The sequence below is a fragment of the Pseudomonas sp. KT_2_4 genome (assembly GCF_041410225.1).
GTDB lineage: Bacteria > Pseudomonadota > Gammaproteobacteria > Pseudomonadales > Pseudomonadaceae > Aquipseudomonas > Aquipseudomonas paracarnis.
On sequence record NZ_CP166962.1, the window covers coordinates 4,676,203 to 4,696,927 of the forward strand.

Annotated in this window: 17 protein-coding genes and 1 pseudogene; 10 read left to right on the top strand and 8 right to left on the bottom strand. The window is 60.4% G+C overall.

The window, feature by feature from the left end; all coding sequences use genetic code 11:
- Window positions 1–440: 440 nt before the first annotated feature.
- Both AB9N64_RS21455 and algW read right to left on the bottom strand, forming a co-directional pair.
- Window positions 441–2,534: a TonB-dependent siderophore receptor gene (locus AB9N64_RS21455; RefSeq protein WP_371359662.1), complete on the bottom strand. Its 2,094-nt coding sequence runs from the start codon at window positions 2,532–2,534 to the stop codon at window positions 441–443.
- A 112-nt stretch (window positions 2,535–2,646) separates the two neighbouring features.
- Window positions 2,647–3,807 (bottom strand): Do family serine endopeptidase AlgW, encoded by a 1,161-nt coding sequence (gene algW / locus AB9N64_RS21460; RefSeq protein WP_003188388.1) that lies wholly within the window; start codon window positions 3,805–3,807, stop codon window positions 2,647–2,649.
- A 101-nt stretch (window positions 3,808–3,908) separates the two neighbouring features.
- Here algW and AB9N64_RS21465 point away from each other — a divergent pair, with 101 nt between their 5' ends.
- The 3 genes from AB9N64_RS21465 to cysN all read left to right on the top strand — a co-directional run bounded on the left by AB9N64_RS21465 (window position 3,909) and on the right by cysN (window position 7,745).
- Window positions 3,909–4,667 (top strand): Nif3-like dinuclear metal center hexameric protein, encoded by a 759-nt coding sequence (locus tag AB9N64_RS21465; RefSeq protein WP_014716853.1) that lies wholly within the window; start codon window positions 3,909–3,911, stop codon window positions 4,665–4,667.
- 252 nt (window positions 4,668–4,919) lie between these two features.
- Window positions 4,920–5,837 (top strand): sulfate adenylyltransferase subunit CysD, encoded by a 918-nt coding sequence (gene cysD, locus AB9N64_RS21470; protein ID WP_016971196.1) that lies wholly within the window; start codon window positions 4,920–4,922, stop codon window positions 5,835–5,837.
- 9 nt (window positions 5,838–5,846) lie between these two features.
- Complete coding sequence (gene cysN / locus AB9N64_RS21475; protein ID WP_003188392.1) at window positions 5,847–7,745, top strand: sulfate adenylyltransferase subunit CysN; 1,899 nt, start codon at window positions 5,847–5,849, stop codon at window positions 7,743–7,745.
- Window positions 7,746–7,938: 193 nt separating this feature from the next.
- On the opposite strand, the gene AB9N64_RS21480 is transcribed toward cysN, so the two are convergent.
- The 3 genes from AB9N64_RS21480 to AB9N64_RS21490 form a co-directional block, all read right to left on the bottom strand.
- Window positions 7,939–8,838 carry an acyltransferase gene (locus tag AB9N64_RS21480; RefSeq protein ID WP_014716856.1) on the bottom strand — a complete coding sequence of 300 codons (900 nt, stop codon included), beginning with the start codon at window positions 8,836–8,838 and terminating at the stop codon, window positions 7,939–7,941.
- The gene (pta, locus tag AB9N64_RS21485; protein ID WP_003188396.1) at window positions 8,839–10,938 is read right to left on the bottom strand and encodes a phosphate acetyltransferase; all 2,100 of its coding nucleotides are present in this window, start codon (window positions 10,936–10,938) and stop codon (window positions 8,839–8,841) included.
- 79 nt (window positions 10,939–11,017) lie between these two features.
- Window positions 11,018–11,305, bottom strand: a complete 288-nt coding sequence (locus AB9N64_RS21490) for a DUF3565 domain-containing protein (protein WP_102666761.1) — start codon at window positions 11,303–11,305, stop codon at window positions 11,018–11,020.
- Here AB9N64_RS21490 and AB9N64_RS21495 point away from each other — a divergent pair.
- Window positions 11,304–11,789, top strand: a complete 486-nt coding sequence (locus AB9N64_RS21495; RefSeq protein ID WP_003188398.1) for a peptidylprolyl isomerase — start codon at window positions 11,304–11,306, stop codon at window positions 11,787–11,789. The two genes, AB9N64_RS21490 and AB9N64_RS21495, sit on opposite strands and share 2 nt — an antisense overlap.
- Before the next feature lie 86 nt (window positions 11,790–11,875).
- Here the strand turns inward: AB9N64_RS21495 and AB9N64_RS21500 are convergent.
- Window positions 11,876–11,962, bottom strand: a pseudogene (locus AB9N64_RS21500) (outer membrane lipoprotein carrier protein LolA); the annotation flags it as partial.
- A 106-nt stretch (window positions 11,963–12,068) separates the two neighbouring features.
- Window positions 12,069–12,347, bottom strand: coding sequence for a 30S ribosomal protein S20 (gene rpsT, locus AB9N64_RS21505; protein WP_003188401.1), 279 nt, complete (start codon window positions 12,345–12,347; stop codon window positions 12,069–12,071).
- Between the two features lie 253 nt (window positions 12,348–12,600).
- Here rpsT and murJ point away from each other — a divergent pair, with 253 nt between their 5' ends.
- The 6 genes from murJ (at window position 12,601) to ispH (ending at window position 20,122) form a co-directional block, all read left to right on the top strand.
- The gene (gene murJ / locus AB9N64_RS21510; protein ID WP_014716857.1) at window positions 12,601–14,139 is read left to right on the top strand and encodes a murein biosynthesis integral membrane protein MurJ; all 1,539 of its coding nucleotides are present in this window, start codon (window positions 12,601–12,603) and stop codon (window positions 14,137–14,139) included.
- Between the two features lie 119 nt (window positions 14,140–14,258).
- Window positions 14,259–15,197, top strand: a complete 939-nt coding sequence (gene ribF, locus AB9N64_RS21515) for a bifunctional riboflavin kinase/FAD synthetase (protein ID WP_003188404.1) — start codon at window positions 14,259–14,261, stop codon at window positions 15,195–15,197.
- Between the two features lie 14 nt (window positions 15,198–15,211).
- Entirely contained in the window at window positions 15,212–18,043 is a 2,832-nt protein-coding gene (ileS, locus tag AB9N64_RS21520; protein ID WP_019817502.1) for an isoleucine--tRNA ligase, read from the top strand.
- On the top strand, window positions 18,036–18,548 hold the full coding sequence (lspA, locus tag AB9N64_RS21525) for a signal peptidase II (RefSeq protein ID WP_014716859.1): 513 nt from the start codon (window positions 18,036–18,038) through the stop codon (window positions 18,546–18,548). Before ileS ends, lspA begins: the two co-directional genes overlap by 8 nt.
- 7 nt (window positions 18,549–18,555) lie before the next feature.
- Complete coding sequence (locus tag AB9N64_RS21530; protein WP_169855857.1) at window positions 18,556–18,993, top strand: peptidylprolyl isomerase; 438 nt, start codon at window positions 18,556–18,558, stop codon at window positions 18,991–18,993.
- Window positions 18,994–19,174: 181 nt separating this feature from the next.
- Complete coding sequence (gene ispH, locus AB9N64_RS21535) at window positions 19,175–20,122, top strand: 4-hydroxy-3-methylbut-2-enyl diphosphate reductase (RefSeq protein WP_003188409.1); 948 nt, start codon at window positions 19,175–19,177, stop codon at window positions 20,120–20,122.
- Here ispH and AB9N64_RS21540 read toward each other — a convergent pair.
- Window positions 20,076–20,657 (bottom strand): GspH/FimT family pseudopilin, encoded by a 582-nt coding sequence (locus AB9N64_RS21540; RefSeq protein WP_019817501.1) that lies wholly within the window; start codon window positions 20,655–20,657, stop codon window positions 20,076–20,078. The two genes, ispH and AB9N64_RS21540, sit on opposite strands and share 47 nt — an antisense overlap.
- Window positions 20,658–20,725 lie beyond the last annotated feature (68 nt).

Genomic DNA, 20,725 nt, shown 5'->3' on the forward strand with positions numbered 1-20,725 from the left:
CAAAATCATTAGGCCAGTTCAGCTTGCTCGCGAAGGCGGCATGGCAGTCAACACAGTTGGATTGTGTACATATCCATTCCTGCGGTAACGGCTGCTTAGGGTTCCGCTTTTACAGCGGGTCACTTTGGAAAAGAGCCGGAATGCCGGCCCAGCCCAAAGTAACCAAAGGGCTCTTGCCCCACCACTCGGCACCTCGCCTAGGCTCGGTGTGCCCGAACACAGGCTTGAATCCGTGGGCCGCCGCCACGCGCCATCCATGGCGCGGGGCGGCTAACCCGGCGTCCTGCCGGGTTACCCACGAATTCAAGCCTGCGTTCGGCCAGCGTGGTTTAACGGGGCGCCTGAGATCAAGATCACAAGCAGATCAAGTTCAAGAGCGGCTCGCTTCGCATCGTGATTACCTATGGTCATCGCAGGCAAGCCACACATTTTGACTGTATCTACAGATTAAGGGTCAGGCTAACCGTGAAGTTGCGCGGCTCGCCGGGGTTGACCCAATAGTTGCTGTAGGACCGCTCGTAGTACTTTTCATTGAACAGGTTGTTGAGGTTCAGCCCCACCGTCACGTTCTGCGTGGCCTTGTAATGGGCCAGCAAATCCACGGTGTGGTAGGCGGGCAGTTCGAAGCCTGTGCCGGCTTCGCCTGAGCGGTCACCTACATAGGTGAACGCTGCGCCCAGGTCTGAGCCACGCAATGCGCCGTCCTGGAATTCATACACACCCAACACACTGCCGCTGCGCTTGGCCACGCCGAGAATGCGGCTGCCCGTGGGGATGATTTTGTCGCCCTTGGTCACTTCAGCGTCGATGTAGGCCAAGGCGCCGATCACGCGGACTGCGTCGGTCACTTGCCCGGTTACTTGCAGGTCGAAGCCCTGGCTGCGGGCCTTGCCCATGGCGCGGTTGAGGTTGGTCGCCGGGTCCAGAGTCAGCACGTTTTCCTTTTCGATATGAAAGGCCGCCAGAGTGGCGCTGAGGCGGTCGTCAAACAGCTCGCTCTTGATGCCCACCTCATAACCCACGCCTTCTTCGGGCTTGAAGGACTTGCCACCGGCATCCAGACCGCCATTGGGCTTGAACGAGGTGGAGGCGTTGGCAAACACGCCGACTTCTGGCGTGAGCTGGTAGAGCAGGCCGGCGCGTTGAGTGAAGGCGTCGTGGGTTTGGCGGCTCTTGGCGTGGTTGCGGGTGAAGTCGTCGGTGCTTTGTTCGAAGTGTTCGAAGCGCGCACCGATCATGCCGCGCAGGCGGTCGGTGAAGATGATCTGGTCTTGCAGGTTCAGTGCGTGGCTTTTGGTTTGTTCGAAGAAGTCAGTGCCGGAGCGTATGCCGTTGGGTTTGGGCTGGCCGTACACCGGTTTGTAGATGTCGATGGGATAGTCGCCAGCGATCGTCGTCACACGCTCTTTCTTGCGGTAATCCTCGTATTCGGTGCCGATCAACAGTTCATGTTGCCAACTGCCGATATCGAACACCCCGCGCAGTTCCAGCTGGGTGATGCTGTCATGCCAACCGGTGGAGCGTTCACGGTAGCGGCGATTGACGCTGTGGCCGTCTGCGTTCAACGCTCGGCTTTCCGAAGCATCGCCCCACAGGCTGCCTTGCTTGTAATGGCTGGCCAGGCGCAGTTTCCAGGCGTCGTTGAGGTGGTGTTCCAACGCCGCCTGAATGCGGTTGTTGTGGTTGCGGATATTGCCGTCGTTGGGCTCGCCGAGGAAGGTGGAATGGGACATGCCGGTGTTGGCGACGATGCCCCGGTCGAAGGTGGAGCTGTGGCGCACGAATTCGCTTTCCACCAGCAGCGTGGTGTCCGGGTCCAGTTGCCAACTGAAGGAGGGTGCGACGAACACGCGCTTGGCGTCGACGTGATCGCGAAAGCTGTGGTTGTCTTCAACGGCCAGGTTCACTCGCGTCAGCACACGCCTCTCGCTGTCCAGCGGCGTATTCACATCCAGCGCGGTGCGGTAACGGTCCCAACTGCCGGCGCTGGTCTGCAGCGTGGTAAAGGCCTCGGGCTGGGGTTTCTTGGTGACGATATTCACCGTGCCGCCGGGATCGCCACGCCCATAAAGGCTGGCGGCGGGGCCTTTGAGCACTTCAATGCGCTCGATATTCGCCGCGTCCGGGGTGCTGGGGTAACCACGGTTGGCGCTGAAACCATCCTGGTAGAACTCGGATGTGGTGAAGCCGCGCACGCTGTATTCGTAGAGGGTCAGGCCGCCGAAGTTGTTTTGCTTGGACACACCGCCGGCGAATTCCAGGGCGCGTTCAACGCTGGTACTGCCCAGGTCTTTGAGTACCGTGGCCGGAATCACGCTGATCGACTGCGGGATGTCGCGCAAGGCCGTGTCGGTCTTGGTCGCACTGGCAGAGCGGGTGGCACGGTAGCCGTCGACCGGACCGGTGGCGGATTCATAGGCGTCGGAAGTGACGCTGATGGTGTCCAGTTCCAGGGTGTTTTCTTCGGCGTAGGCAGGGTCGAGCAGCAAACCCAGGGCCAGGCCGGCCAGGGGCACAAACTTTCGAGACGACATGATAGAGCGTTCCAATAGCGATATTGAAACAATATAACATGCCTAATGAGAATGAATCGCTAAGAAATATGGCCTTACAAGCGCCCGCGAACGGGCGCGTGGGTCGCGACGGTTATTGCTCTTCTTTGACTGGCGCGGTCGCCGGTGGTGGGCGCAGGCCGATTTCCGCCGACAGTTTGATCTCCTTGCCGTTGCGCATCACCAGGATCGCCACCTTGTCGGTCGGCTTGATCCGCGCCACCTGGTTCATGGACTTGCGGCCATCACCCGCCGGCGCGCCGTCGATGCTGAGGATCACATCGCCCAGTTGCAGGCCGGCTTTCTGCGCCGGGCCGTCGCGGAAGATCCCCGCTACCACGATGCCTGGACGCCCGGTCAGGCCAAATGACTCGGCCAGTTCCTTGGTCAAGGGCTGTACTTCAATGCCCAGCCAGCCGCGAATCACCTGGCCGTGCTCGATGATCGACTTCATCACTTCCATCGCCAGCTTTACCGGGATGGCAAAACCAATGCCCTGTGAACCGCCAGACTTGGAAAAAATCGCGGTGTTGATGCCAGTCAGGTTGCCATTGGCGTCCACCAGCGCACCGCCCGAGTTGCCGGGGTTGATCGCCGCGTCGGTCTGGATGAAATCTTCGTAGCTGTTAAGGCCCAACTGGTTACGCCCGGTGGCGCTGATGATGCCCATGGTCACCGTTTGCCCCACTCCGAACGGGTTGCCGATGGCCAGCGCCACATCGCCCACGCGCAAACCGTCGGAGCGGCCGAGGGTGATGGCCGGCAGGTTCTTCAGATCAATCTTGAGTACCGCCAGATCCGTTTCCGGGTCGCTGCCCACCACACGGGCCAGGGTTTCGCGGCCGTCACGCAGGGCCACCACGATCTGGTCGGCGCCCGTGGTCACGTGGTTGTTGGTGAGGATGTAGCCTTCGGGGCTCATGATTACGCCGGAGCCGAGGCTGGATTCCATGCGGCGCTGCTTGGGGCCGTTGTCACCGAAATAGCGGCGAAATTGCGGGTCTTCAAACAACGGATGCGCAGGTTTGTTGATGACCTTGGTGGTGTACAAGTTGACCACCGCCGGAGCGGCGATGACCACGGCATCGGCATAGGTCACTGGACCCTGCACCACTGTGTTGGTCTGCGGCGCCTGTTGCAGGTTCACATCCAGTGTGGGCAGGCCCACCCACTGGGGATAACGCTGGATAATCAGCATCGCGATCAGCACGCCAGCCAACAATGGCCATCCAAAAAAACGCAGTGCCTTGAGCATCAAGTAAGTCCTGACAGGTTGCAGGGGGCGGGAGAGCGCCCATAATGTCGCGCATTATACGAGGCTGTGACGCCTGCGAACGGGATATTTAGGAGTCTTTTATGGCCGTGCCCCTTACTACCCTCGTCGAGGAAGCCGACCGCTACCTCGGCAGCGCCAAAATTGCCGATTACTGCCCCAATGGCCTGCAGGTCGAGGGCCGGCCCCAAGTGATGCGCATCGTCAGCGGCGTGACCGCCAGCCAAGCCCTGCTGGACGCCGCTGTCGAAGCCAAGGCCGACCTGGTACTGGTGCACCACGGTTACTTCTGGAAGGGCGAAAACCCATGCATCACCGGCATGAAGCAGCGCCGCCTCAAAACCCTGCTCAAGCATGACATCAGCCTGCTGGCTTACCACTTGCCCCTGGACCTGCACGCCGATGTCGGTAACAACGTGCAACTGGCTCGCCACCTGGACATCACCGTCGAAGGCCCGCTGGACCCCGGCAACCCAAAAATCGTCGGCCTGGTCGGCTCCCTGGCCGAGCCCTTGTCACCCCGCGACTTCGCCCGCCGCGTGCAGGAAGTGATGGGCCGCGAACCGCTGCTGATCGAAGGCAGCGAGATGATTCGCCGCGTCGGCTGGTGTACCGGTGGCGGCCAGGGCTACATCGACCAGGCGATTGCCGCGGGTGTCGATTTGTACCTGAGCGGTGAAGCGTCCGAACAGACCTTCCACAGCGCCCGGGAAAACGACATCAGCTTCATCGCCGCCGGCCATCACGCCACCGAACGCTATGGCGTGCAGGCGCTAGGCGACTATCTGGCGCGGCGCTTTGCCCTGGAGCATCTGTTCATCGACTGCCCCAATCCGATCTAAAGCACAGCATGAACACCGTGGGCGCTGGCTTGCCTGCGATGGCATCACCTCGGTCAGCCTGAAGGAGCACGGCGCCTGTATCGCAGGCAAGCCAGCTCCCACATTGAGCGAGTTGGGCGCCAAACTCGGCGGCATATTCATATATCGTTTCGGTCTAGCTGGCTCCCTAAATAGAAGAAGTTGCTGTGCTAGCATGCCTCGCTCGAACACGGCCCGCTGGCCGTCCATAAGATCGTTTTTCCGTGAGTAACCATGGTCGACAAACTGACGCATCTGAAACAGCTGGAGGCGGAAAGCATCCACATCATCCGCGAGGTCGCCGCCGAGTTCGATAACCCGGTGATGCTCTACTCGATCGGTAAAGACTCCGCCGTGATGCTGCACCTGGCACGCAAGGCCTTCTTCCCGGGCAAACTGCCATTTCCGGTGATGCACGTCGACACTCGCTGGAAATTCCAGGAGATGTACAAGTTCCGCGACAAGATGGTCGAGGAATTGGGGCTGGACCTCATCACCCACATCAACCCCGATGGCGTGGCGCAGAACATCAACCCGTTCACCCACGGCAGTGCCAAGCACACCGATATCATGAAGACCGAGGGCCTCAAGCAGGCGCTGGACAAGCATGGTTTCGACGCAGCATTCGGCGGTGCCCGTCGCGATGAAGAGAAATCCCGTGCCAAAGAGCGCGTGTACTCGTTCCGCGACAGCAAGCACCGTTGGGACCCGAAGAACCAACGCCCGGAGCTGTGGAACGTCTACAACGGCAACGTCAACAAGGGCGAGTCGATCCGCGTGTTCCCGCTGTCCAACTGGACCGAGCTTGACATCTGGCAGTACATCTACCTGGAAGGCATTCCGATCGTGCCGCTGTACTTCGCCGCCGAGCGCGAGGTGATCGAGAAGAACGGCACGTTGATCATGATCGACGACGACCGCATCCTCGAGCACCTGTCCGACGAAGACAAAGCCCGTATCGTCAAAAAGAAAGTACGTTTCCGCACCCTTGGCTGCTACCCGTTGACGGGTGCGGTGGAGTCCGAAGCCGAGACGCTGACGGACATCATTCAGGAAATGCTCCTGACGCGAACTTCCGAGCGCCAGGGCCGTGTCATCGACCACGATGGTGCAGGCTCGATGGAAGATAAAAAACGTCAAGGCTATTTCTAAGGGGCTGTCATGTCGCATCAATCTGATTTGATCAGCGAGGACATCCTCGCCTACCTGGGCCAGCACGAGCGCAAAGAGATGTTGCGCTTCCTGACCTGCGGCAACGTCGATGACGGCAAGAGCACCCTGATCGGGCGCCTGCTGCACGACTCCAAGATGATCTACGAAGATCACCTGGAAGCCATTACCCGCGACTCGAAGAAGTCCGGCACCACCGGTGACGATATAGACCTGGCGTTGCTGGTCGATGGCCTGCAGGCCGAGCGTGAGCAGGGCATCACCATCGATGTTGCCTACCGCTATTTCTCCACCGCCAAGCGCAAATTCATCATCGCCGATACCCCCGGCCATGAGCAGTACACCCGCAACATGGCCACCGGTGCGTCTACCTGTGACCTGGCGATCATCCTGATCGACGCCCGCTACGGCGTGCAGACCCAGACCCGTCGTCACAGCTACATCGCCTCGTTGCTGGGCATCAAACACATCGTGGTGGCCATCAACAAGATGGACATCAACGGCTTTGACCAAAGCGTATTCGAGTCGATCAAGGCCGATTACCTGAAGTTCGCCGAAGGTATCGCATTCAAGCCGAGCACCCTGGCCTTCGTGCCGATGTCGGCGCTCAAGGGCGACAACGTGGTGAACAAGAGCGAGCGTTCGCCCTGGTACACCGGCCAGTCGCTGATGGAGATCTTGGAGACTGTCGAGATCGCCAACGACCGCAACTACACCGACCTGCGTTTCCCGGTGCAATACGTCAACCGCCCGAACCTGAACTTCCGTGGGTTTGCCGGCACCCTGGCGAGCGGCATCGTGCACAAGGGTGACGAAGTGGTGGTATTGCCGTCGGGCAAGAGCAGCCGCGTCAAATCCATCGTCACCTTTGAAGGTGAGCTGGAACACGCAGGCCCAGGCCAGGCCGTGACCTTGACCATGGAAGATGAGATCGACATCTCCCGTGGCGACCTGTTGGTGCATGCCGACAACGTGCCGCAAGTGACCGACGCCTTCGACGCCATGCTGGTGTGGATGGCTGAAGAACCGATGCTGCCGGGCAAGAAATACGACATCAAACGCGCCACCAGCTACGTGCCGGGTTCCATCACCAGCATCGTGCACCGCGTGGACGTAAACACCCTGGCCGAAGGCCCGGCGAGTTCGCTGCAGCTCAACGAAATTGGTCGGGTCAAGGTCAGCCTGGACGCCGCCATCGCCCTGGACGGTTACGACAGCAACCGCACCACCGGCGCGTTCATCGTGATCGATCGCTTGACCAACGGCACGGTCGCCGCGGGCATGATCATCGCGCCACCGGTGGGTCATGGCGGCGCTGCGCAGCACGGCAGCCTGGCGCATGTCGCCACCGAAGAGCGCGCCCTGCGTTTCGGCCAGCAGCCGGCCACGGTGTTGTTCAGCGGCTTGTCGGGCGCAGGCAAGAGCACTCTGGCCTATGCGGTCGAGCGCAAGCTGTTCGACATGGGCCGTGCGGTGTTCGTACTGGACGGCCAGAACCTGCGTCACGACCTGAACAAAGGGTTGCCGCAGGACCGTGCCGGGCGTACCGAGAACTGGCGTCGTGCCGCTCATGTGGCGCGTCAGTTCAATGAAGCCGGCCTGTTGACCCTGGCAGCCTTCGTTGCGCCGGATGCCGAAGGCCGTGAACAGGCCAAGGCGCTGATTGGTGCGGACCGACTGCTGACCGTCTACGTGCAGGCATCGCCGTTGGTGTGCGCCGAGCGTGACCCGCAAGGTTTGTACGCGGCCGGTGGGGATAACATCCCTGGCGAATCCTTCCCGTATGACGTGCCGCTGAATGCCGACCTTGTGATCGACACCCAGGCGTTGTCGCTGGAAGACAGCGTCAAGCAAGTGCTGGAACTGTTGCGTCAGCGCGGCGCGATCTAAGCTTTATTGCCGCACAAAAAAGCCCGCCACCGGTTACCCGGTGGCGGGCTTTTTACATATTCTCAAATGTGGACTCGGTCAATGTGGGAGCTGGCTTGCCTGCGATGACGGACTGTCAGTTTATTGATCCTTAGCTGATCCACCGCTATCGCAGGCAAGCCAGCCCCCACATTAAATTGCATCCACATGTTGATCAGCGGCTGGCCGGAAAGTCTTTGTGCAGCTGTTCCAACAATGCATCCTTGTCTTGCCACAACTGGTTGATCCAGCCCTGGAACGCCAGTCGATATTCCCCATCCTGCTCATAATTCTTGCCGATGAATTCGGCCGGTATCTGCACCTCTTCAAAGTGCACCACCACGTCCTTCACGTTACCGCACAGCAAATCCCAATAACCTGGGCGCCCGGCGGGGTAGTGGATGGTCACATTGATCAGTGACTTGAGCTGCTCGCCCATGGCATCCAACACAAACGCAATGCCACCCGCCTTGGGTTTAAGCAGGTAGCGAAACGGTGACTGCTGCTGCGCATGCTTGCCCGGCGTAAAGCGTGTGCCTTCGGCAAAGTTGAAAATCCCCACGGGATTGTCGCGAAACTTCGCACAGGTCTTGCGCGTGGTTTCCAGGTCTTTGCCTTTCTTCTCCGGGTGCTTCTCCAAATAAGCCTTGCTGTAGCGCTTCATGAAGGGGAAGCCCAGCGCCCACCACGCCAGACCAATCACCGGTACCCAGATCAGCTCTTGCTTGAGGAAGAACTTCAGGGGGCGAATGCGCCGATTGAGCACGTACTGCAACACCATGATGTCGACCCAGCTCTGATGGTTGCTGGTCACCAGGTACGAGTGCTGGTAGTCCAGGCCCTCAAGGCCAGTCAGGTGCCAGCGCGTACGGCGCACCAGGTTCATCCAACCCTTGTTGTTGGTGACCCAGGCTTCATGGGTGTGGTTCATCAGCCATTCGCTCAGGCGCTTGGCGAACGGCAGCGCCTTGAACAGCGCCACGATAAACAGGAACGAACACAGCAGGATCGTGTTCAGCGCCAGCAACAGCGAAGCGATCACCCCGCGCACGGCGGCAGGTAGAAAATCCAGCATTTAGATATCCATGGGTCGGTTGGCGGCTTGGATCGCCGTCAGGGCGATGGTGTACACGATGTCGTCCACCTGGGCGCCTCGTGGCAGGTCATTGACCGGTTTGCGCAGGCCCTGGAGCATCGGCCCCAGGCTCACGCAATCGGCGCTGCGTTGTACGGCTTTGTGGGTAGTGTTGCCGGTGTTCAGGTCCGGGAATACAAAGACGGTGGCCTTGCCTGCCACCTGGCTGTTGGGCGCCAGTTGTCGGGCGACGTTTTCGTTGGCGGCGGCGTCGTATTGCAACGGGCCGTCGATCAGCAGCGAGCTTTGTTGTTCGTGGGCGAGCAGGGTGGCTTCGCGGACTTTTTCCACCTCCTCGCCGCTGGCCGAGTCACCGCTGGAATAGCTGATCATCGCCACCCGTGGCGTGATGCCGAACGCGGCCGCCGAGTCGGCGCTTTGCAGGGCGATTTCCGCCAGTTCCGCAGCGCTTGGGTGCGGGTTCATCACGCAGTCGCCGTACACCAGTACCTGCTCGGGGAACAGCATAAAGAACACCGACGACACCAAGGTGCAGCCCGGCGCGGTCTTGATCAGTTGCAGGGCAGGGCGAATGGTATTGGCGGTGGAGTGAATAACGCCGGAGACCAGGCCATCCACTTCGTCGAGAGCGAGCATCATGGTGGCGATCACCACGGTGTCTTCCAGTTGTTGCTCGGCCATGGGCGCGTTGAGGCTTTTGCTCTTGCGCAAGGCGACCATCGGCTCCACGTAGCGTTGGCGAATCAGGTCGGGGTCGAGAATCTCCAGGCCTTCGGGCAGGTCGATACCCTGGGCGCGGGCGACTGCCTCCACATCCGCAGGCTTGGCCAGCAGCACGCAACGGGCAATGCCGCGGGCCTGGCAGATTGCGGCGGCCTGTACGGTCAGCGGCTCGCTGCCTTCGGGCAACACGATGCGTTTGTTGGCGGCCTGGGCGCGTTGGATCAACTGGTAACGGAACACCGCCGGCGACAGGCGCATCTCCCGCGGCGTGCCGCAACGCTGGTGCAGCCAGCGCGCATCGAGGTGGCTGGCGACGAAGTCGGTGATGATTTCCGCACGCTCGCGGTCATCGATAGGGATTTCCTTGTTGAGGCTATTGAGCTGGTTGGCGGTGTCATAGGAGCCGGTGCTCACCGACAACACCGGCAACCCGGCCTGGAAGGCGCCCCGGCACAGATCCATGATGCGTGGGTCGGGCAGGGTGTCGCTGGTCAGCAGCAGCCCGGCCAGCGGCACGCCATTGATGGCGGCCAGGCTGACGGCGAGGATGATGTCATCGCGATCTCCCGGGGTCACCACCAACACGCCGGGTTTGAGCAGCTCGACGGTGTTACGCATGGTGCGTGCGCAAATGATGATCTTGGTCATGCGCCGGCTTTCGTAGTCGCCGGCGTTGAGGATCTGCGCGCCCATCAGGTCGGCCACGTCGCGGGTGCGCGGGGCATTCAGCTCGGGTTGGTAGGGGATGCAGCCGAGCAGCCGGAAATCGCCGCTGCGCAACAGCGGCGAATGCTCTTTGAGGCGCGCCGAGAAGGCTTCCATGCTTTCGTCGGTGCGTACCTTGTTGAGGATTACGCCCAGCACTTTCGGGTCTTTGGGACCGCCAAACAGTTGGGCCTGCAATTCCACACGGCCGGAAAGCTCGGTGAGCACTTCATTTTCCGGCGCCGAGACCAGGATCACTTCGGCGTCCAGGCTCTTGGCCAGGTGCAGGTTGACCCGTGCCGCGTAGCTGGCGCTGCGGGTCGGCACCATGCCTTCGACGATCAGCACGTCTTTGCCTACGGCTGCCTGTTGGTAAAGGGTGATGATCTCTTCGAGCAGCTCATCGAGCTGGCCGTCGCCGAGCATGCGCTCCACGTGAGCCAGGCCCAGGGGCTGCGGCGGTTTCAGGCCGTGGGTGCGCGCCACCAGCTCGGTGGAGCGTTCCGGCCCGGTATCGCCAGGGTGTGGCTGGGCGATGGGTTTGAAAAAACCGACTTTCAGGCCGGCCCGTTCCAGGGTGCGCACCAGCCCAAGGCTGATGGAGGTCAGACCCACACCAAAATCGGTGGGCGCGATAAAAAAAGTCTGCATGCGAATTCTCTGGAGGTGCATGGCTTGGGTGGCGCTCTATGGGTGAGTGCCTACCGCGAATCAGGCGCCAAGGTTATCGTTATTCGTGCCCTTGCGCACACCAGCCGCACGCAAAGGCCTGGCCTATTTTTTCAAGGCGTTGCGCGGGGTCGAGCACCCAGGCGCGCGACTGCCAGGGCGGTTGGTGGCGCAGGTGCTGGGTGTGGCCGCAGGACAGCTCGGCCACCCAGTGGCCATCGTCGTCCTGATGAAAACCTGTGATCGTGACCGTTGATCGGCCCCGTCCGTCCGGGTTCCGTTCGCTTTCGGGCAAATCCTTGTTTAGACTTGTCCGTTCTTCATTCTTATGCAAAAGGTCTCGCCCCATGACGATCGCCGCTAACAAGGCTGTCTCCATCGACTATACCCTGACCAACGACGCTGGTGAGGTCATCGACAGCTCCGCCGGCGGCGCGCCGCTGGTTTACCTGCAAGGCGCAGGTAACATCATCCCGGGCCTGGAAAAGGCTCTGGAAGGCAAGAACGTCGGTGACGAACTGACCGTCGCCGTAGAACCTGAAGATGCCTACGGCGAATACTCCGCCGAACTGGTCAGCACCTTGAGCCGCAGCATGTTCGAAGGTGTTGATGAGCTGGAAGTGGGCATGCAGTTCCACGCTTCCGCGCCGGACGGCCAAATGCAGATCGTCACCATCCGCGACCTGGACGGCGACGACGTTACCGTTGACGGCAACCACCCTCTGGCTGGCCAGCGCCTGAACTTCCAAGTGAAGATCGTGGCCATCCGCGACGCTTCCCAGGAAGAAGTGGCTCACGGCCACGTCCACGGTGAAGGCGGTCATCACCATTGATTGCGGTTTGATCAATCGGTATCAAAAACGCCCCGACTGGTTCGGGGCGTTTTTTTTTGCCTTGAGAATATTCCCGATCAACTTTCTGTAGGCGCGAGCTTGCTCGCGAAAAACCTTAGAACCCCGCGGGGCGCCAGGCTTCCCGCGTCATCGTTAACGATCTTCGCGAGCAAGCTCGCTCCTACAGTTTTCAGGGGCAAACAAAAATGCCCCGGACCTTTCGGTACGGGGCATTTCTTAACTGTTACGCAACCTGGGCTACGTGGCAGTTGTTACCACTTAGGCTGCAGCAGGAACGCTCAGAGCCTTGATGTGGCCATTCAGGCGGCTCTTATGGCGAGCGGCCTTGTTCTTGTGGATGATGCCTTTATCGGCCATACGGTCGATAACAGGCACAGCCAGAACGTAAGCTGCTTGAGCTTTTTCAGCGTCTTTGGTGTCGATGGCTTTGACTACATTCTTGATGTAGGTGCGAACCATGGAACGCAGGCTGGCGTTGTGGCTGCGACGCTTCTCAGCCTGTTTTGCACGTTTTTTGGCGGAAGGTGTGTTGGCCACCGTCGAGCTCCTCGAAAGACTTTTTAGGAAATAGCAAACAAAATAGGCCGCGAATCATGCCGATGACTTGACGGGTTGTCAAGGGCGGCTGATGCGAACTGCTGAGTGGTCGATCTGAAGAGGCGGGTGATTTATTTCCGGCGCTTGACCTGTAAACTCGCGAGCTTTGGCTCTGTGCTGTTGCAGGCGCGCAGTATCGCATAAGTGGGCGCGTAGTTCGCCTGCTCTTTATCTATAGGCGCAAACTCTTTCAATGAATCTGCTCAAATCGTTGGCTGCCGTCAGCTCTATCACGATGATTTCCAGGGTGTTGGGGTTCGTGCGTGACACCCTGCTGGCCCGCATCTTTGGCGCCAGCATGGCCACGGATGCGTTCTTTATTGCCTTTAAACTGCCCAACCTGTTGCGGCGGATCTTTGCCGAAGGCGCGTTTTCCCAGGCGTTCGTGCCGATTCTGGCCGAGTACAAGACCCAGCATGGCGAGGAGGCGACCCGTACGTTTATCGCCTACGTCTCAGGTTTGCTGACGCTGGTGCTGATGCTGGTAACCATCGTCGGGATGCTCGCCGCGCCCTGGGTGATCTGGGCCACGGCGCCCGGTTTTGCCAATACGCCGGAAAAGTTCGCGCTGACCACTGATCTGCTGCGGGTGACCTTTCCTTATATATTGCTGATTTCCCTGTCTTCGCTCGCCGGGGCGATCCTCAATACCTGGAATCGTTTCTCGGTACCGGCCTTTGTGCCGACCTTGCTGAACGTCAGCATGATTATTTTTGCGTTGTTCCTTACGCCGTATTTCGATCCGCCCGTCATGGCCCTGGGCTGGGCGGTCCTGGCCGGCGGCCTGGCACAGTTGCTGTACCAGCTGCCGCACCTGAAAAAAATCGGCATGCTTGTACTGCCGCGCTTGAACCTCAAGGATTCCGGCGTCTGGCGCGTGATGCGCAACATGCTGCCGGCGATCCTCGGGGTGTCGGTCAGTCAGATTTCCCTGATCATCAACACCGCGTTCGCCTCGTTGCTGGTATCCGGCTCGGTGTCGTGGATGTACTACGCCGACCGCCTGATGGAATTGCCATCCGGTGTGCTGGGCGTGGCGTTGGGCACCATCCTGCTGCCGACCCTGGCGCGTACCTACGCCAGCAAGGATCGCCAGGAATACTCACGCATACTCGATTGGGGCCTGCGCCTATGCTTTCTGCTGGTGTTGCCGTGCGCCCTGGCCCTGGGCATCCTCGCCGAACCGTTGACGGTCTCGCTGTTTCAATACGGGCAGTTCGACGCCCATGACGCCTTGATGACCCAGCATGCGCTGGTCGCCTACTCTGTCGGCCTGCTCGGCATTATCGTGATCAAGGTGCTGGCGCCCGGCTTCTACGCTCAGCAAAACATCCGTACCCCGGTGAAAATCGCGATTTTCACCCTGGTGGTTACGCAACTGCTCAACCTGGTGTTTATCGGCCCGCTGGCCCACGCCGGCCTGGCTTTGGCGATCAGCGCGGGGGCATGTATAAACGCAGGCCTGCTGTTTTACCAATTGCGTAAACAGCAGATGTATCAACCACAGCCCGGCTGGGGCGTGTTTGCGCTCAAGCTGCTGGTGGCGGTCGCCGCGATGTCGGTTGTGCTCTTTGCCCTGATGCACCTCATGCCGGCCTGGGACCAAGGTAATATGCTGGAGCGCTTCATGCGCCTGGGTGTATTGGTGGTCGCGGGCGTGGCGGTGTACTTCGGGATGTTGCTGTTGCAGGGTTTCCGCCTGCGTGATTTCAATCGCAAGTCGTTGGGATAGAGACTTTGCCGCGATAAAACGGTTGTTTTATCGATTCGACCCATTTGGCCTGCGCAGTTGCCTGTCGTCCGGGGCTGGGTGTGGTTATAATCGACCACTTTATGAGCAAGAAGCGCGTTATGCAGCTGGTTCGAGGTCTCCACAACCTGCGCCCCGAGCATCGGGGCTGCGTCGCCACTATTGGCAACTTTGACGGTGTTCACCGTGGCCACCAGGCTATCCTGGCTCGGCTGCGCGAGCGTGCGGTCGAGTTGGGCGTGCCCAGCTGCGTGGTGATTTTTGAGCCACAACCGCGGGAGTTCTTTACCCCCGAAACCGCGCCGGCCCGCTTGGCGCGCTTGCGGGACAAGCTGCAACTGTTGGCGGAGGAGGGCGTGGACCGTGTCCTCTGCCTGGCATTCAACCAGCGTTTGCGCAGCCTCAGCGCCGCCGAGTTCGTCGACCGCATCCTGGTGGACGGCTTGGGTGTACAGCACCTGGAGGTCGGCGACGACTTCCATTTCGGTTGTGACCGGGTCGGGGATTTCGATTTCCTGCAACATGCCGGCGTCAATCAGGGTTTCACTGTCGAAGCCGCGCAAACCGTCGAACTGGACGGCCTGCGCGTGAGCAGCACCCAGGTGCGTAACGCCCTGGCCGCCGCCGACTTCGACCTGGCCGAGCGTTTGCTCGGTCGCCCGTTCCGCATTGCCGGACGGGTATTGCACGGCCAGAAGCTGGCGCGCCAATTGGGCACGCCAACCGCCAACGTGCAACTCAAGCGCCGTCGTGTGCCGCTGACCGGGGTTTACCTGGTAAGCGTCGACATCGACGGCCAATCGTGGCCAGGAGTCGCCAATATAGGCGTCAGGCCCACGGTTGCAGGTGATGGCAAGGCCCACCTGGAAGTTCACCTTTTGGATTTTGCCGGTGATTTATACGACCGGCGTTTGACGGTGGTTTTCCACCAGAAGCTGCGTGAAGAGCAGCGTTTCGCCTCCCTGGAGGCGTTGAAAACGGCGATCAATGCGGATGTCGCCGCCGCCCGTGCACTAGCCGCACCTAGCGCCCATCGCTAACCGAAGAGCCTTAAATGACCGACTATAAAGCCACGCTAAACCTTCCGGACACCGCCTTCCCAATGAAGGCCGGCCTGCCACAGCGCGAACCGCAGATCCTGCAGCGCTGGGACAGTATTGGCCTGTACGGAAAGTTGCGCGAAATTGGCAAGGATCGTCCGAAATTCGTCCTGCACGACGGCCCTCCTTATGCCAACGGCACGATTCATATCGGTCATGCGCTGAACAAGATTCTCAAGGACATGATCCTGCGCTCCAAAACCCTGTCGGGCTTTGACGCGCCGTACGTTCCGGGCTGGGACTGCCATGGCCTGCCGATCGAGCATAAAGTTGAAGTGACCTACGGCAAGAACCTGGGCGCGGACAAGACCCGCGAACTGTGCCGTGCCTACGCCACTGAGCAGATCGAAGGCCAGAAGTCCGAATTCATCCGCCTGGGCGTGCTGGGCGAGTGGGACAACCCCTACAAGACCATGAACTTCAAGAACGAGGCCGGTGAAATCCGCGCCTTGGCTGAAATCGTCAAGGGCGGTTTCGTGTTCAAGGGCCTCAAGCCCGTGAACTGGTGCTTCGACTGCGGTTCGGCCCTGGCCGAAGCGGAAGTGGAGTACGAAGACAAGAAGTCCTCGACCATCGACGTGGCCTTCCCGATCGCCGACGACGCCAAGCTGGCCGAGGCCTTTGGCCTGGCAAGCCTGAGCAAGCCAGCGGCCATCGTGATCTGGACCACTACCCCGTGGACCATCCCGGCCAACCAGGCGCTGAACGTGCACCCGGAATTCACCTACGCCCTGGTGGACGTCGGTGATCGCCTGCTGGTGCTGGCCGAAGAAATGGTCGAGTCGTGCCTGGCGCGTTACGAACTAAAAGGTTCGGTGATCGCCACCACCACTGGTTCTGCGCTGGAGCTGATCAACTTCCGTCACCCGTTCTATGACCGTCTGTCGCCGGTGTACCTGGCTGACTACGTCGAGTTGGGTTCGGGTACCGGCATTGTCCACTGCTCGCCTGCCTATGGGGTGGACGACTTCGTGATCTGCAAGAAGTACGGCATGGTCAACGATGACATCATCAACCCGGTGCAGAGCAATGGCGTCTACGTGCCTTCGCTCGAGTTCTTCGGTGGCCAGTTCATCTTCAAGGCTGACCAGCCGATCATCGAAAAGCTGCGTGAAGTCGGTGCGTTGATGCAAACCGCCACCATCCAGCACAGCTACATGCATTGCTGGCGTCACAAGACCCCGCTGATCTACCGCGCTACGGCGCAGTGGTTTATCGGCATGGACAAAGAGCCGACCAGCGGCGACACCCTGCGTGTACGCTCGCTCAAAGCCATCGAAGACACCAAGTTCGTCCCGGCCTGGGGCCAGGCGCGCCTGCACTCGATGATCGCCAACCGTCCTGACTGGTGCATCTCCCGCCAGCGTAACTGGGGCGTGCCGATCCCGTTTTTCCTGAACAAGGAAAGCGGTGAGCTGCACCCGCGCACCGTCGAGCTGATGGAAGTCGTGGCCCAGCGCGTTGAACAGGAAGGCATCGAAGCCTGGTTCAAGCTGGACGCCGCCGAGCTGTTGGGCGATGAAGCGCCGCTGTACGACAAGATCAGCGACACCCTCGACGTGTGGTTCGATTCGGGCACCACTCATTGGCACGTGCTGCGCGGTTCGCACCCTATGGGCCACGAGACCGGCCCGCGTGCCGACCTGTACCTGGAAGGTTCGGACCAGCACCGTGGCTGGTTCCACTCGTCGCTGCTGACCGGTTGCGCCATCGACAACCACGCGCCGTACCGCGAGCTGCTGACCCACGGCTTCACCGTCGACGAGACGGGCCGCAAGATGTCCAAATCGCTGAAGAACGTGATCGAACCGAAAAAGATCAACGATACGTTGGGCGCCGACATCATGCGTCTGTGGGTGGCTTCCACCGATTATTCGGGTGAAATCGCCGTGTCGGACCAGATCCTGGCCCGCAGCGCCGACGCCTACCGTCGTATCCGCAATACCGCGCGCTTCATGCTGTCGAACCTGACCGGTTTCAACCCGGCCACCGACCTGCTGCCGGCCGAAGACATGCTCGCGCTGGACCGTTGGGCCGTGGACCGTACCCTGTTGTTGCAGCGCGAGTTGCAGGAACACTACGGCGAATACCGCTTCTGGAACGTCTACTCCAAGATCCACAACTTCTGCGTGCAGGAGTTGGGCGGTTTCTACCTCGATATCATCAAGGACCGCCAGTACACCACCGGCGCCAACAGCAAGGCTCGCCGTTCGGCGCAGACCGCGCTGTACCACATCAGCGAAGCGCTGGTGCGCTGGATCGCGCCGATCCTGGCGTTCACCGCCGACGAGCTGTGGGAATACCTGCCGGGCGAGCGTAACGAGTCGGTCATGCTCAACACCTGGTACGAAGGCCTGACCGAACTGCCGGCCGACTTCGAACTGGGCCGCGAGTACTGGGAAGGCGTCATGGCTGTCAAGGTTGCGGTGAACAAGGAGCTGGAAGTTCAGCGTGCGGCCAAGGCCGTGGGCGGCAACCTGCAAGCCGAAGTCACCTTGTTTGCCGAGGACGGCCTGACTGCCGACCTGGCCAAGCTGAGCAACGAACTGCGCTTCGTACTGATCACCTCCACCGCGAGCCTGGCACCTTTCGCCCAGGCCCCGGCAGATGCCGTGGTCACCGAGGTGCCGGGCCTGAAGCTCAAGGTGGTGAAGTCGGCCTTCCCTAAATGCGCCCGTTGCTGGCACTGCCGTGAAGATGTCGGCGTGAACCCTGAGCACCCGGAAATCTGTGGTCGTTGTGTCGACAACATCAGCGGTGAAGGCGAGGTTCGTCACTATGCCTAATACAGCCAGTCGTTTCGGACGTCTGGGCTGGCTCGTACTGAGCCTGCTGGTGCTGGTCATTGACCAGGTCAGCAAGGCTCACTTCGAGGGCTCCCTGGAAATGTTCCAGCAAATCGTGGTGATCCCGGATTACTTCAGCTGGACCCTGGCCTATAACACGGGTGCCGCCTTCAGCTTCCTCGCTGATGGCGGTGGCTGGCAGCGCTGGCTGTTCGCGCTGATCGCCGTGGTGGTCAGTGCCGTGCTGGTGGTGTGGCTCAAGCGCCTGGGCCGCGACGACACCTGGCTGGCTATCGCGCTGGCCCTGGTGTTGGGCGGCGCGCTGGGTAACCTGTATGACCGCATCGCCCTGGGCCATGTGATCGACTTCATCCTGGTGCATTGGCAGAACCGCCACTACTTCCCGGCGTTCAACTTTGCCGACAGCGCCATCACCGTTGGTGCAATCATGCTGGCGCTGGATATGTTCAAGAGCAAGAAAACCGGAGAAACCGTCAATGACTGATCAGGTATTGGCTGAGCAACGCATCGGCCAGAACACGGAAGTCACTTTGCATTTCGCATTGCGCCTGGAAAATGGCGACACGGTCGACAGCACCTTCGACAAAGCCCCGGCGACCTTCAAGGTTGGCGACGGTAACCTGCTGCCTGGTTTTGAAGCGGCATTGTTCGGGTTCAAGGCGGGCGACAAGCGCAACCTGCAGATCCTGCCGGAAAACGCTTTCGGCCAACCCAACCCGCAAAACGTGCAGATCATCCCGCGTTCGCAGTTCGAAGGTATGGACCTGTCGGAAGGTTTGCTGGTGATCTTCAATGATGCGGCCAATACCGAATTGCCCGGTGTGGTTAAAGCCTTCGATGATGCGCAAGTGACCATCGATTTCAACCATCCGTTGGCCGGTAAAACCTTGACGTTTGATGTTGAAATCATCGACGTTAAAGCGCTCTAACTGACGAAACCGGTTCCTGTGGGGCTGGCTTGTGTGGGAGCTGGCTTGCCTGCGATAGCATCACCTAGGTGTATCTGATACATCGAGTCGTTTGCATCGCGGGCAAGCCCGCTCCCACAGATGCTTATTCTATAGAGCTGAGTTGATCCAATTTCTTGGCCTGCAAGGCACGAGGCACAGCATGCAAATCAAACTCGCCAACCCCCGTGGCTTCTGCGCTGGCGTGGACCGGGCGATCGAAATCGTCAACCGCGCCCTGGAGGTCTTCGGGCCGCCGATTTATGTGCGCCACGAAGTCGTGCATAACAAGTTCGTGGTCGAAGACCTGCGCGCACGCGGTGCGATCTTTGTCGAAGAACTCGATCAGGTACCCGACGACGTTATCGTCATCTTCAGTGCCCATGGCGTGTCCCAGGCCGTGCGTACCGAAGCGGCTGGCCGTGGCCTTAAAGTGTTCGATGCCACCTGCCCGCTGGTGACCAAGGTGCACATCGAGGTGGCCCGTTATAGCCGCGACGGTCGCGAATGCATCCTGATCGGCCATGCCGGTCACCCGGAGGTCGAAGGCACCATGGGCCAGTACGACGCCAGCAACGGCGGCGCCATCTACCTGGTGGAAGACGAAAAAGACGTTGCCAACTTGCAGGTACACAACCCTGATCGTCTGGCTTTCGTCACCCAGACCACCTTGTCCATGGACGATACCAGCCGCGTCATCGACGCCCTGCGCACGCGGTTTCCTGCTATTGGCGGCCCCCGCAAGGATGACATCTGCTACGCCACGCAAAACCGCCAGGATGCGGTCAAGCAACTGGCGGACGAATGCGATGTAGTGCTGGTGGTCGGCAGCCCTAACAGTTCCAACTCCAACCGCCTGCGCGAGCTGGCCGAGCGCATGGCCACACCGGCGTACCTGATCGACGGCGCCGAAGATATGCAGCGCAGCTGGTTCGACGGTGTCGAGCGTATCGGCATCACGGCGGGCGCCTCCGCTCCGGAAGTACTGGTGCGCGGTGTGATCCAACAGTTGCAAGCCTGGGGTGCCACCGGCGCCGATGAGCTGGCGGGCCGTGAAGAAAACATCACGTTCTCCATGCCCAAGGAACTGCGGGTCCGCTCGCTGCTCTGACGGCCAGGGTGCTGGAATAGCCTCGGCATAATGCCTGTTCGGTCTTGTCACTGCGCAGGCTGATGCGCCCGCTGGGGGCCAGCACGATCTGATACAGGCTCTGTGCCTGGTCCTTGTCACACACATGTACGGTGCCGGCACGAAATCCCCCGCCGGCAAACACCGGCTCCCCCAGGCCGCTGAAGCGCACCTGGCTCGTAACCGGGCCATTCCCGGCCACCGACACGCGCCCATTGCCCTCGCGCTCCAGCAATACTGGATTGTCGTCATCCAGGTGGCCGCGCCCACTCACATCCAGTATCACGCGCCATCCCAGGCTCCAGTCCTCGTCCTTTGCATGAATGACCACCGCCCGGTTGCGCGCGATGGCCTCGGTGCGTGCGTAGCGCAGCCCGGAGGCGAGTGCTTGGGCCGCGTTTTGTCGTTGTTGCGATTCAAGCAAGCCCTTGAAACCGGGTACGGCCAGTTGCGCGAGAAAACTGGTGACGATCAGCCCCAGCAGCATTTCAATCAGGGTGAATCCTTTTTGTTTCATGTGCGTTCCCTCCATGGGCACGAGTGGGTTTTCTAGGTATAGCGCTTGGTCCTTGGCGCTGGATGATG